The sequence below is a fragment of the Gilliamella sp. W8128 genome (assembly GCF_016100545.1).
Classification (GTDB): Bacteria; Pseudomonadota; Gammaproteobacteria; order Enterobacterales; family Orbaceae; genus Gilliamella; species Gilliamella apis.
The window spans coordinates 264,752-278,380 of the sequence record NZ_JACFSE010000003.1; the positions used below are offsets into that span (position 1 = coordinate 264,752).

Genomic DNA, 13,629 nt, shown 5'->3' on the forward strand with positions numbered 1-13,629 from the left:
CGCTGATTATTTGGCGTGAGATAACTAATGTCTAAAGGAAAAAACCATGACAACACACGAACTAAAAATTAAATCAGAGCATTTTAATACAGAAAATTACTGAGTGTTATTTGTTGATGAGAGAGAATCAGAGGTAATTATGGAAAAAATTATTTTAACAAAGGCAGTATCGTTGCAAGGCGTAAAATCTATAACAAGCTTTAGCCGAGCAACAATATATAGAAAAATACAAACAGAAAACTTCCCAAAACCAATAAAAATATCAGCCAAAAGGGTCGTCTGGGACGAAGCTCAAGTAAAAAATTGGTTGCAAGAAAAGGTTAACTCGTATATTCAATAGTCCACTTATCTATCATATCAGCCCAATCTTGCAATAATTTTCGCCGTTGCTCTGAGTATTCAGCTTTATTGTAAACAGCTCTAACACCTCGTTGCTCATGAGCTAAAGCCTTTTCTATCCAGTCCGAATTGTAACCGGCCTCGTGTAAGTGAGTTGATGCAGTTCTTCTCATATCATGCACAGTAAAATCACCGAGATTAAAACCGTTTTTTTGGGCTAATTGAATAGTATGTGTGCATGCTCTGTTTATTGATGATTTAGATATATTACCGTACTTTGATTGTCCAAAGCTTGGTAAAACAAATGGCGATTCGCTTGATAATATCTTTAGTTGCATAAATAAATCAACAGCTTGTTTAGATAAATAAACAACATGAGGTCTACCTGCTCCCTGCCGGCTCGCTTTCATGCGTTCGGCAGGGATTGTCCATTCCGCATTTTTAAAATCTATTTCATCCCATGTCGCATCAACTATTCCGCTTTTTCTTGTCATTGTTAGCATAATTAGTTTTAATGCGATCTTTAATTGAAGAGAAGTTTTGCTAATTTTCAATGTGTTAAAAAATATACCCACTTCTTGCTTTGTTAACGCTCTATCCCTTGGCGCGAAAGTCGCTATTGAAGATCCTTTTACGTAATCGGCTGGGTTATCATAATTAGCCCCTCTTGCCTTTGCATATGTAAAGACCATACCAACAATATCCCGTGTTCTCACTGCTGCTACAGGAGCACGTTCTTTTAATTTTTCACAATATTGCCTAAGCAATGTCGGTGTTATCTCTGATAATAGTAGTTTACCAAATTTTGGAGTAACATCTCTTACTATTATCCCTCCGACTATATCCCTAGTACTATCAGCATAGCCAGTATCGTTAAACCATTTTTCAAGCCAATACCCAAAAACATCATTATTTTTTGTTTGCTTTTCACGTTGCTTTTCCTTAGCCGGTGAAAGCCCATTTGCAATTAATTTCTTTGCTTCAATTAGCTTATCTCTTGCTTCAGATAGTGATAATTCACCATGCTTACCAAAAGTAATTGTTTCTCGTCGCCCGTTAATGCGATAATCATAACGAAAAGACAACGTACCTGCTTTAGATACAGCAACATACAACCCATCTCGGTCTGGAATTTTGTATTGTTTGTCTTTTGGTTTTATTGATTTAAGCTTGGTTTCTGTTAACATTTTTATCTCCTATACCGTCATTCATGTCGGTAATTTTAGTAAAATATTCTATGTTAAAATTATGATACCGTCAAAGAAACCGTCAAAAAAAGTAAGCTTGTATGATACTAAATGATACTAAGTGATACAAAAAAGCCTTGATAAACAAGGCTTAGAGTTACTAAAAAAGATTGTATGAGACTAAATAATATCTATTGCAACTATTCCCACTCAATAGTCGCTGGCGGTTTGCCGCTGATATCATAGACCACGCGTGATATGCCATTTACTTCATTGATAATGCGGTTTGATACTCTTCCTAAAAAGTCGTAAGGAAGATGAGCCCAGTGGGCGGTCATGAAGTCGATGGTTTCTACGGCACGTAGCGAGACAACCCAATCATAGCGACGGCCATCGCCCATAACACCAACTGAACGTACTGGTAGAAATACGGTAAATGCTTGACTAACTTTGTGGTATAGTTCAGCTTTGTAGAGTTCCTCGATAAAAATCGCATCGGCTTGTCTTAATAAATCACAGTACTCTTTTTTCACTTCACCTAATACGCGTACACCTAAACCAGGTCCAGGGAATGGATGACGATATAGCATATCGTATGGTAAACCAAGTTCTAAACCAACTTTACGTACTTCATCTTTGAATAATTCACGTAAAGGTTCAACTAAGCCCATTTTCATATCTTCTGGTAAACCACCGACATTATGGTGAGATTTGATGACATGTGCTTTACCTGTGTCAGCGGCTGCTGATTCAATAACATCGGGATAAATAGTCCCTTGAGCAAGCCATTTTACATCTTTAAGTTTTGCTGCTTCTTCATCAAAAACAGCAACAAATTCACGACCGATGATTTTACGTTTAGCTTCCGGATCTGCTTCACCTTTTAGTGCCGTCATAAAACGATCTTCAGCATTAACAGCGATAATATTTAAACCAAATTTATCACCAAACATGTCCATCACTTGCTGTGCTTCATTTAAACGTAATAAACCATGATCCACAAAAACACAGGTTAACTGATCGCCGATTGCTTGATGTAATAATAGTGCAGTAACCGAAGAGTCAACACCGCCAGATAGACCTAATAATACTTTATCCTTACCCACCTTCTCTTTGATGCGCGCCACCGCATCAGTGATAATAGAAGATGGTGTCCACAATTTTTCACAATGACAAATATCGATAACAAAGCGTTGTAATAATTCAAATCCTTTAACGGTATGAGTAACTTCAGGATGAAACTGTACGCCATAAAATTGTTTTTCATCATTTGCCATAATGGCAAATGGACAGGTTTCTGTTTGGCCTATTACCGTAAACGAGTCTGGTAGTGAAGTGACTTTATCACCATGACTCATCCAAACATCAAGTTGATTAATACCTTGATCATTAATGCTATCTAAAATTCCGTCTGTTAATTTTGATTTTGCAACAATATCTACTTTAGCATAACCAAATTCACGTTGATTAGATGCAGTAACGACCCCGCCCTTACCTAACTGGATCGCCATTGTTTGCATACCATAGCAAATACCTAATACCGGCACTCCTGCTTTAAACACATATTCAGGTGCACGAGGGCTATTTTGCTCGGTGGTACTTTCCGGACCACCCGATAAAATAATACCTTTAGGATTAAATTGTTTGATTTTTTCTTCCGAAACATCCCATGGCCAAAGTTCACAATAAACACCGATTTCACGAACTCGTCGAGCAATTAATTGCGTTACTTGTGAGCCAAAATCCAAAATCAATATGCGCTGCTGGTGGATGTCTTTATTCATCAATCTTAATTCCTAAAATATGGGCTAATATAAAAATTGGTGGCTATTGTATCATCTAATCATTATGCTTAAATAGCCTAGCAGTATTTTTTTTGTATATTGTGTCTATGTATTAATAGATCGATAACTTGCTTAGAGAAATGAACTGCGTAATGGAAATAATTCTATAGGCACTTGAAGTAATAGTTGTGGGAAATTTTTCAAAATAGTTTATGAAGAATAAAAAAATATATACATAGTAACTATAAAGCAAATTACTATGTATATATTAGTAGATAAAACTAAGCAACTTTATGTATTACCATTGATACTACCATTTGTGCTCAACACCAATATTACCCTGATAACCTTGATGTTTAGCACTACTGAAATTATGTTCGAAGCGCGCATCACCATATAAATAGGTATCTTTAACTATTGGTGTTTTTGCGCCTAAACCAATTTCCCCCCAACTACTGTTATATTTTTCACTTAAACGGTCTCTACCCACTTCAATACTACTTGGTTTAATAAAATCGTGCCAAACATTGGCTATAGTATAAAGAGAAGATCTTTGTTCCGATTGAACCTGATCATTGTAAGCCAATCGAACACCAATGCGGCCACGAAGTAATTTTTGGTTATTTTGATCCACACTTCGATATTTATCCTTAAAGTTATCCAAATTAATATACTGATAGACAAGTTGCATTTGTGGTTCTATTGACCAATCGCTTTGCTTAATATCATTTTGGCCAAAATTAAAAGCAGATCCAGCTTCTGCGGAAACCGCTACACCAAAGCCATTTTGGTGAATTGAACTAGTGCTTTTATGCGCATCGTATTTGTTTCGTAATGCCGAGAATTGGCCTACTAAATCGATGTAACTATTATCAACTGAAAAATAAGTATTAGTTAATCCAAGGTTAAATGCTTCCGAGTTACCTTTACCTGTTTTTTTGTTATGAGCAATTAAACCATTAACTGCACGATATTTATCGGAAAAATCGGTATTGGCTTTAGTATATGAAAAATAGGCACCGATATAATTGTGGCTACCATCGGCAAATAAATTATTTACCAGATCATGACCAAGTTGTAGTCCATAGACATCAGTATCTAAATTCAGCCGTTTTTTCCCATCTAATTTTAGATGTTTTCCTAATATTCTCCCCCATGTTTCACTTAGATAGTTATCACAGGTACTACATTTTGCTAAATTAAAATTGGTATAGCTACCTCTACGTTCATGCAAAGTACCAACACTTAATAGACCTTGCTCTTGGTTTACTCGTGGCATTGAAACATATCCGGCCACTGCATGTGAATAAATCACTTTTTTTGGTGGCGCCGGAGGGACTAGTGATGATGATGGTGTTGTTTGCTTAGCAGCATCCATAGTCCAATAGTATTCATCACCATTAGCTGTTTGGCGTTTTGCTAATTGAATTTCAGTCGCACCTTTGGTTTGAGCATCGCCAATAAAATTGTTTACGGTGGTTGATTTTTCTATTTTAATAATCGGTGTACTATTCAATACTGTAGCAACTTGATGTATATTGCCATCAATAACATTTTCATCGCCATTGGTATCAACTGGTATGATTTTGGTCAAACCTTTAACATCACCAGTAATTTTCAGTAAATCTGATTGCGAATTGTTTGCATAACTATCACTTACATTATTCCATAATGTATTCATCTTAACTATCGCATTATTGGATGCAAAATAGTTACCTTGAATGGTTAAAATATCATTATATTCTCCATGAGAACGGTTATCCATACTGATAATGCCACCATCATTGATAACATTACCTTGTAAAACAAATTCATTGCCGCCGGCATTATCAAATGCCGCATTAAGTACTGCACCATTTGCTAAGGTCAAATTATCAAATAATGCGGTTTTATTAGTACCATTTGCTTTCAAATTCCAAGTAAAACCATTTTTTAAGTTTAAATTAAGTGATGGTGTTTTATCGGTATCTAATACTTCACCCTCTTCTGTTTTAACCAAACCTTTATAAACTAACCCAGTCATACTACCCTTATCAGAAGCATTAAAAGTTACCGATGACGCTAGATAGGCATCATGGCCCTGTTCATCACCAGCTTGATCATAAGTGTTAGAAAAGAATTGATATCCAGAAGCGGTATAATTACCACTCACATTAATAATATAACCAGAATCATTTGCCGTAAGATCTGTTTTATCACCACTAAATGATAAAACGGTATTGACTTGCCCTTGATCGACAAATATTAAATCTTTACGACCTACAGAACCACTAATAGCTGGATCAGCACTGGTACCATTAGTAGTAAATATGGCATTTTTAAAACTAGCACTAACATTATGTGAGGCAGCTTGTTCAAACTCGCCATTTGAATTAGTATCATCATGGGTACCTATTTCAAGTGCATAACCATTGGTTTTAATAATTGTCGAACTAGTATCATAATCAGCTTTCAATAAAGAATTTCGTATCATTTTGATACCAGAACCATTTAAAGCATTAGTCGTATCAATGGTGAGTTCGCCGTGAGATTCTAAAATACCAGGCCCTTCACCCATATTACGTGCCTTACCTAATTTAATACCACTACTATCCCAATCTATTGATGAGCTATCACTACCTTTATTCAAAACAATACTATTCTTAGCTCCTTTTAAAATCACTATTGGTGTCAATTGACCACTAGAACCTGTTTCGTTGGCTCCATTATAATTGGTTGCATTACCAGATACATAAATACCTACAGCACGATTACCTGTCAACGTCATATCCAAATCATCATTAACAATAACTCGGCCGGTTGAACCATCGCCGCTATTAGTATATGCACCTTGAATAGCGCGAATACCATTATTTAATAACGGTGAAGTTTTACCTCCTGATGTTGTTTGATTGATTGTCAATTTATCGACTGTAATTGTGCTATATTTACCATTATAGGCGTTTCCTTCATCTGAATTGATAGAAGAGCCAGCTAATATTCCATAAGCTTGAACCGTACCACTAGAATTTTGACCACGGGTATAATTATCAGTTATATTTAATGCAACATCTTTAGCAGTTATATCTACGTTGTTGTAGGTAATCAAACCCACCACATTACCATTATTATTAATAGTAAAATTCAAATTACCAGCATTAATTGAACTACCGTAAACACCATAAGTATATTGGTTACCTAAACCGGTATAATCGCCTCTGACATTTGCAGTAAGGGTTGTATCACCAACATTAAGTTGTTCATGTAATTTACTCCTTGTTAAAATATAGAAACTTGCATTACCTGTTTGTGTTACAGTTGCCGAATTTATATTATTGCAACTAGGGCTATTTTGACCGACTAAATAAGATCCATCAGCACTCGGTGTACAATCTAAAGCAAAAGATGAGGCGGAGGCAGATAAAATTGAAACCGTTATCATTACTTTACTAACACGTCGTGTCAATTCAGAACAAACTATGCTAGTACCAGTAATAAAATTATATTTAGTTTGGTATATTCGATTCATAATTTAATCCTTATAGACTCTAACATTGAACTTTTTTTACAACAGTGTTTGTTTTCGATTTGTGATAACCAAAAAAGCAGAGATTATTTTTTAGGACTTTTTTACATATTGATTTCATTAAGAGAGATTCATTCAATCCAAATGGACAAAAAAAAGATAAAATCCATAAATTTTTGCTATCATCTTTGGTATTGCATTGAACAAAATTCACATAATTATCTTTTTTATTTAAGTAGTTATATTCTTCTTCTGAGTTCAAATAAGCCCAATTGAGATAACCCAATGGTCGGTTATTTTTAATGAGTAAAATGAAATTTTTAGACTGAATGATAGGTAGTAATGTTTCCACCGCCGAGTTTATGGCAGCATTTCGGTAATATGAGTTTCTGTTCCACAACCAAACCATAGCACCTAATACTTCTGCCTCATTCCAAGAGGTGTCATGATATATATTTGGCGCAATAACTCTGATGGAGTCATGATTAAGACAGTTCATTTCGTTCTACCTTTTTATAAAATTAATGAGAAATTGATCTATTTGAAAAAATAAAACCTAATTTTTTAACGTAGAAATAGAGACGTAAAACCGTCATTTTTTTAATTAAATAATTAAAGAGGTAAGGCATAACAGCAAATGTAACCAAATGATTCAATTAAAGAAATATAGGTCAAAAATAAAAAAATTATTTAAATATTAACCAAAAACTATTCAATAATTATGAGAATAAGATCAAAAAACAGCATTAAACAATGTAAAACTTACATCATCCTTAACTAATTTTGCCATTTATAACAATGATAAGACTGGTGAGACAGGAAAATTGAGAGGTTATAGAAAAACCTCTCATAAATTAAAACATAGATTTTAACTATTTGCTAGCATTTTGTTCTTGAGCAGATTGAATAGCAGTTAGTGCAATAGTATAAACAATGTCGTCAACTAAAGCGCCACGTGATAAATCGTTCACAGGTTTACGCATACCTTGTAACATAGGACCAATTGAGACTAGATCCGCTGAACGTTGTACCGCTTTGTAAGTGGTGTTACCAGTATTTAAATCAGGGAAGATAAATACTGTTGCTTTACCAGCTACTTGTGAATTAGGTGCTTTAGATTTTGCCACATCAGGCATAACGGCAGCATCATATTGTAATGGACCATCGATCATTAGATCAGGGCGTTTTTCTTGTGCTATACGAGTAGCTTCTTTCACTTTCTCAACATCGGCACCTTGACCAGAACTACCGGTTGAGTAAGAGATCATTGCAACGCGTGGTTCAATACCGAAGGCAATAGCGGTATCAGCAGATTGAATAGCGATTTCCGCAAGTTCTTGTGCATTCGGATCTGGATTAATCGCGCAGTCACCGTAGATATACACTTGGTCTGGCATCAACATAAAGAACACTGATGATACAAGTGAGCTTCCTGGTGCAGTTTTGATTAATTGTAATGGTGGACGAATTGTATTAGCTGTAGTGTGTACCGCACCTGAAACTAAACCATCAACTTCGTTTGCTTCAAGCATCATTGTACCAAGTACTACATTATCCGCTAATTGCTCACGAGCAATGACTTCAGTCATACCTTTGTTTTTACGCAATTCAACTAAACGTGGTACATATTTTTCACGAATACTATCTGGATCAACAATTTCAACACCAGCGCCTAAGGTAACACCTTGCGATGCAGCCACTTTACGAACTTCATCTGGATTACCAATCAGCACACATTTTGCAATGTTACGCTCGGCACAAATTGCAGCAGCTTTGATGGTTCTTGGCTCGTCGCCTTCTGGTAATACCACCACTTTTTTCGCATTACGAGCAAGTTCAGTTAATTGATAACGGAATGCAGGAGGAGATAAACGTCGTGCAGAATTTACAACTTCATTTAATGATTTAATCCAATTTGCATCAATATGGTCAGCAACAAAGTTTTGAGTATTATCCATACGCTCTTTGTCATCAACTGGGATTTCTAGATTAAATTGTTGTAAGTTAATTGAAGTTTGGAATGTATTTGTTTTAACCGTAAATACCGGTAAACCAGTATCAAATGCTGGTTGACATAACTTATACACTTTGTCATCAATCTCGTAACCACCAGTTAACAGTACCCCACCAATGGCAACACCGTTCATCGCTGCTAAACTAATAGTAACCAATACATCAGCGCGGTCGGCTGAAGTTACTAAAAGCGCATTTGGTTGCAGGTGATTGATGATATTTTGGACGCTACGAGAACAGAAAGAAACGTGTTTAATTCGACGATTTTTAATTGCACCTTCATTAATAATTTTTGCGTCAAAATGTTTAGCAATATCGATTGCTCGACAGGCACTTAAATCGATATTCCAAGGAATACAGCCAAGGACTGGTAATGGACTATGCTCGCTTAAATCCTTAATAGTGATTTTTTTATTATCAAATTTTGGCGTATGATAAATTTCGGCCACATCAGGACGGGCAAGATTTTGCTCTTCAACAGGAGCATTGACTTTATTAACAATGACACCAATGATCTTATCATTTTTAATGCCACCAAAATTAGAACGGGCAATCTCAATACGATCTTTTAGCTGTTCAGGATTATCTTTACCCATATTTACAACAAAAATAATTTCAGCGCCAAGTGTTTTAGCAATGTTATTATTTAACTCATTAGCAAATGGATAATCAGTTGTCGGTACAATACCTTCAACTAAAACAACATCAGCACCTTTGGTATTTTCAGCATACAGAGCGACAATTTCTTCCATTAATACATCTTGTTGATTTAAACCTAATAGGTTCTCAACATGACTCATTTTTAACGGTTTTAAAGTAGGAATGGATGTGTTTGAGCTAACTAAAGTAGTTGTATTATCAGGGGCATCGCCACCTGCTCTTGGTTGCGCAACAGGTTTAAATACATTTAAATTAATACCTTGACGCTCCATTGCTCGAATAACACCTAGACTTACACCTGTTAAACCAACATTGGTACCTGTTGGAATCAGCATAATGGTACGAGACATAATTTGTTTCCTCTTAATTCTTTTATTAAATCCAAAAAACAAACCGCCTTGTAGGCGGTTTTAAAAGCTTTTAAGCTGTTAAACGTGCAGCATCTTGAGCAATGACAAGTTCTTCATTGGTTGGAATTACCATCGCGATTGCTGAACCATCTTTAGTAATTTTACCACCTTTACCAAAACGAGCCGCTAAGTTGCGTTCTTGATCAAGTTCAAAACCAAGTAAGCTTAATTTTTGTAAAGTCATACGACGAACTTCTTCAGAATTTTCGCCGATACCGCCAGTAAATACGATTGCATCTAGACGACCGTCTAATAACATTGCATAACCACCAATGTATTTTACTAAACGATGAACAAAAACATCTAAGGCATTTTTTGCATTTTCATCTTTATCGTAATTTTCGGTTACATAACGACAGTCACTGCTAACCCCTGTTAAACCTAGTAAACCAGATTTTTTGTTTAATAAATTGTTAATGTCAGCAACAGACATTTTTAAGTTGTCATGTAAGAAGAACATAATAGCCGGATCAATATCACCACTACGAGTACCCATAACTAGACCTTCAAGTGGCGTTAATCCCATTGAAGTTTCAACACATTTACCATTTTTAACTGCAGTAATAGAGGCACCATTACCTAAGTGACAAGTAATCACGTTAGTTTCTTCTACAGGTTTATTTAATAATTTAGCAGCTTCACGGCTAACATAATAGTGACTTGTACCATGAGCTCCATAACGACGAATACCATGTTTAGTATATAATTCATTAGGAATTGCATATAAATATGCTTCTTTAGGCATTGTAGTATGGAATGCGGTATCAAATACTGCGACGTTTTTATCTTTTAAATGAGGAAAAGCAACATAAGCTTCACGAATACCAATTAAATGAGCTGGATTATGTAAAGGTGCGAAAGCTGCTGCTTCTTCAATCCCTTTTAATACTGAATCATCAATTACAACTGATTGGGTATATTTCTCACCACCATGAACAATACGGTGCCCAATTGATTTGATACTATCTAATAATTCTGGTTTTTGTGGAAAAATACTGTTTACAATAAATCTAATTGCTTCGCTATGCGCTGCACCAGCACCTAAAGAAGCTTCTTTCTTTTCACCATCTAATTTCCATTTAATACGAGCATCAGGAAGGTGAAAACATTCAGCTAAGCCAGATAAAAATTCATCACCATTTTCAGGGTTTATGATTGCAAATTTTAAAGATGAACTTCCACAATTCAGAACAAGAGCGTTATTACTTGATGACATAGTAATTCCTATAAATTGAATAAAAAGATATATACCAATCAAAATTGGTAACTCTACACATGATTAAATAATCAATGTGATATACAAGGCGACTTCTGATATCTTAGTTTTTAAGATAAAATAAAGAGAGCCCCCAATTTGAATGACACTATTTTAAGACATTAAAATGTGAATGTCGAGGAATCCAAATCAGATGAATTTAGTTAAAAAATTTAAGGCAGGTCAAACATATATGGATCTTTGCCCCAAAGATAAGGCGCTTTCATATTCATTTCCGGAACTAAAAATTATTAACCACATAAAAACCACGAAAAAAATCTTACCACCCATTATTATTGGCCTAATTGTTTGGCAATATTATTTGCCGGCACAATTAGCGGTAACTATTGTTACCATTTTATTTGCCTTGAGCTTACCCATTCAAGGAATATTATGGTTAGGCTATCGAGCTCAATCACCATTACCACTAAATTTGGTTGATGATTATAACCGTATTAAATTACAACTAATCGAAAAAAAAGTAATCAGTCCAAATCGCAATCCTAATGAAAAATTAACGTTTGAAGCATTAATGAAATTGATGAATCTATCTAAAATTCATTTAGGCAATTATTTTGGACAAGATGATGATACATCTAACCAACAATGAAGATATATTTATGCAGAACTTTTTGGAAAAATTAAAAGAGCAGATCAATCAACTTGAGCAACAGATCAATCTAGCTGATCAACCGGCTTATCAAGAACACTATTTTGATGAACATCTGTTTAATAGCAGTAAGATTGAAGTCGATTTTCAATTTTATATCGATAAGATAAAGCTTACTTATCAATCCCTCTGTGATGCCGCTTTAACCGAAAAACTAAGTCAGATTGAATTTTTATCAGAAAAACTTATTGACCAAATCACTGCACTAAGTCGAGAGCTTGCTACTGTGCATTTACGTAAGCAACCAACCAGTTACGTGATTAAAGAAACCGTTGCGGAAAAACATTCCAGACATTTAGATTATCTACGTCGATTGCAAGAGATGAAATACGAATTAGAACTATCACCTGAGGCTATTGATTATACAAAAATAGCAGCATTAGATAATCGAATATATCGTTGTGAACAAGCGATTAAAAAAATTGAGTTAGATATGGAAAATGAGGTCTTCGATTAAGTTGAATTATTTTTATCAATGTATTGCGCTTAAAATATTCCTTTTTCTATATTCTCTTTTTTATCTGTACAACATAAATTTAGTAGACTTACTGTAATTTGGCGATAGATATATCTGCCAATTTAAGCTAATCCGTTTTTCATCATGATAATGTTCAAGCATTTGCTCTTTTAATCTATTGCTTATTCCCAAAATGCATATTGTTATAATTATTAATTAGTTTCATCTTTTATAGTTATATTTATAATGATATTAATATTAACAAAGTGATACTATTTATCATTAGGCAATAAAAAAGGATTCAAACATGAGTAAAATATTTGATGATAATTCACAGACCATTGGCCATACGCCTTTAGTTCGCTTAAAACATTTCGGACGAGGAAATATATTAGCCAAAGTAGAATCTCGTAACCCTAGTTTCAGTATTAAGTGTCGCATTGCATCAAATATGATTTGGGATGCTGAGAAACGTGGTTTATTAAACCCTGATGTTGAACTTATCGAGCCAACTAGTGGTAATACCGGTATCGCACTTGCTGCGGTTGCAGCTGCTCGTGGATATAAATTAACTTTAACCATGCCTGAAAGCATGAGCATTGAACGTCGTAAACTTCTAAAAGCTTTAGGTGCTAATCTCGTGCTAACCGATGCAGCTAAAGGAATGAAAGGCGCAATCGAAAAAGCGGAAGAGATTGTTGCTAGTAATCCTAAACACAATATTATGCTGCAACAATTCAGTAATGCTGCTAATCCAGAAATTCATGAAAAAACTACCGGACCAGAAATCTGGCTTGACACAGATGGACAAGTCGATATTTTTGTTGCTGGGGTCGGCACTGGTGGGACTTTTACTGGTGTAACTAAGTACATTAAAAAAACACAAGGTAAAAACATCACTGCAGTAGCGGTTGAACCAAGTACCTCACCTGTTATTAGCCAAGCCCTTGCGGGTGAGCCAATCAAACCAGGACCACATAAAATACAAGGTATTGGTGCAGGATTCATTCCTGATAATTTAGATTTAAGTTTGATTGATTTGGTCGAAAAAGTAAGCAATGAAGATGCTATCGATACTGCGCGTATAATAATGGAAAAAGAAGGTATTTTAGCAGGAATTTCTTCTGGTGCGGCCGTATTTGCCGCCGACCGCTTGGCGCGACTACCAGAAAATGCTAATAAAACCATCGTGGTTATCTTACCATCTTCAGGTGAACGTTATCTTAGTACTGATCTATTTAGTGGGATTTTCACCGAAAAAGAACTCGGTTAATTTATACTACAAAAGCAAAACACCGCCAATCGGCGGTGTTTTATCAAATATTCGGCAATTTAAACTGAAAGTCAGC

General features: G+C 35.2%; 10 protein-coding genes. 4 read left to right on the top strand and 6 right to left on the bottom strand.

What is annotated here, in order from left to right; translation table 11 throughout:
• Positions 1-139 precede the first annotated feature (139 nt).
• A complete protein-coding gene (locus H3U97_RS04530; protein WP_198198369.1) occupies positions 140-340 on the top strand; it encodes an AlpA family transcriptional regulator in 201 nt (66 codons plus the stop codon).
• On the opposite strand, the gene H3U97_RS04535 is transcribed toward H3U97_RS04530, so the two are convergent.
• The 6 genes from H3U97_RS04535 to H3U97_RS04560 form a co-directional block, all read right to left on the bottom strand.
• The gene (locus tag H3U97_RS04535; protein ID WP_198198370.1) at positions 321-1,526 is read right to left on the bottom strand and encodes a site-specific integrase; all 1,206 of its coding nucleotides are present in this window, start codon (positions 1,524-1,526) and stop codon (positions 321-323) included. The two genes, H3U97_RS04530 and H3U97_RS04535, sit on opposite strands and share 20 nt — an antisense overlap.
• Positions 1,527-1,726: 200 nt before the next feature.
• Positions 1,727-3,310, bottom strand: coding sequence for a glutamine-hydrolyzing GMP synthase (gene guaA / locus H3U97_RS04540; protein ID WP_198198371.1), 1,584 nt, complete (start codon positions 3,308-3,310; stop codon positions 1,727-1,729).
• Between the two features lie 310 nt (positions 3,311-3,620).
• A complete protein-coding gene (locus tag H3U97_RS04545) occupies positions 3,621-6,818 on the bottom strand; it encodes an autotransporter outer membrane beta-barrel domain-containing protein (RefSeq protein ID WP_198198372.1) in 3,198 nt (1,065 codons plus the stop codon).
• A gap of 19 nt (positions 6,819-6,837) precedes the next feature.
• On the bottom strand, positions 6,838-7,314 hold the full coding sequence (locus tag H3U97_RS04550) for a toxin-activating lysine-acyltransferase (RefSeq protein WP_198198373.1): 477 nt from the start codon (positions 7,312-7,314) through the stop codon (positions 6,838-6,840).
• A gap of 373 nt (positions 7,315-7,687) precedes the next feature.
• A complete protein-coding gene (pta, locus tag H3U97_RS04555) occupies positions 7,688-9,838 on the bottom strand; it encodes a phosphate acetyltransferase (protein WP_198198374.1) in 2,151 nt (716 codons plus the stop codon).
• Positions 9,839-9,908: 70 nt separating this feature from the next.
• Positions 9,909-11,114: an acetate kinase gene (locus H3U97_RS04560; RefSeq protein WP_086356956.1), complete on the bottom strand. Its 1,206-nt coding sequence runs from the start codon at positions 11,112-11,114 to the stop codon at positions 9,909-9,911.
• Positions 11,115-11,307: 193 nt separating this feature from the next.
• Between H3U97_RS04560 and yfbV the strand changes: the two genes are divergently transcribed.
• The 3 genes from yfbV (at position 11,308) to cysK (ending at position 13,553) form a co-directional block, all read left to right on the top strand.
• Complete coding sequence (gene yfbV / locus H3U97_RS04565) at positions 11,308-11,763, top strand: terminus macrodomain insulation protein YfbV (RefSeq protein WP_165754889.1); 456 nt, start codon at positions 11,308-11,310, stop codon at positions 11,761-11,763.
• A 10-nt stretch (positions 11,764-11,773) separates the two neighbouring features.
• Positions 11,774-12,280 (top strand): primosomal replication protein PriC, encoded by a 507-nt coding sequence (priC, locus tag H3U97_RS04570; RefSeq protein WP_165601670.1) that lies wholly within the window; start codon positions 11,774-11,776, stop codon positions 12,278-12,280.
• Between the two features lie 307 nt (positions 12,281-12,587).
• Positions 12,588-13,553: a cysteine synthase A gene (gene cysK / locus H3U97_RS04575; protein ID WP_065651249.1), complete on the top strand. Its 966-nt coding sequence runs from the start codon at positions 12,588-12,590 to the stop codon at positions 13,551-13,553.
• Positions 13,554-13,629: the final 76 nt, after the last annotated feature.

What these genes read in the sequence shown, in the direction of transcription:
- H3U97_RS04560 (WP_086356956.1), bottom strand. Translation starts at nt 11,114, where the DNA reads ATGTCATCAAGTAATAACGCTCTTGTTCTGAATTGTGGAAGTTCATCT.
- yfbV (WP_165754889.1), top strand. Translation starts at nt 11,308, where the DNA reads ATGAATTTAGTTAAAAAATTTAAGGCAGGTCAAACATATATGGATCTT.
- priC (WP_165601670.1), top strand. Translation starts at nt 11,774, where the DNA reads ATGCAGAACTTTTTGGAAAAATTAAAAGAGCAGATCAATCAACTTGAG.
- cysK (WP_065651249.1), top strand. Translation starts at nt 12,588, where the DNA reads ATGAGTAAAATATTTGATGATAATTCACAGACCATTGGCCATACGCCT.
- guaA (WP_198198371.1), bottom strand. Translation starts at nt 3,310, where the DNA reads ATGAATAAAGACATCCACCAGCAGCGCATATTGATTTTGGATTTTGGC.
- H3U97_RS04550 (WP_198198373.1), bottom strand. Translation starts at nt 7,314, where the DNA reads ATGAACTGTCTTAATCATGACTCCATCAGAGTTATTGCGCCAAATATA.
- H3U97_RS04535 (WP_198198370.1), bottom strand. Translation starts at nt 1,526, where the DNA reads ATGTTAACAGAAACCAAGCTTAAATCAATAAAACCAAAAGACAAACAA.
- pta (WP_198198374.1), bottom strand. Translation starts at nt 9,838, where the DNA reads ATGTCTCGTACCATTATGCTGATTCCAACAGGTACCAATGTTGGTTTA.
- H3U97_RS04545 (WP_198198372.1), bottom strand. Translation starts at nt 6,818, where the DNA reads ATGAATCGAATATACCAAACTAAATATAATTTTATTACTGGTACTAGC.
- H3U97_RS04530 (WP_198198369.1), top strand. Translation starts at nt 140, where the DNA reads ATGGAAAAAATTATTTTAACAAAGGCAGTATCGTTGCAAGGCGTAAAA.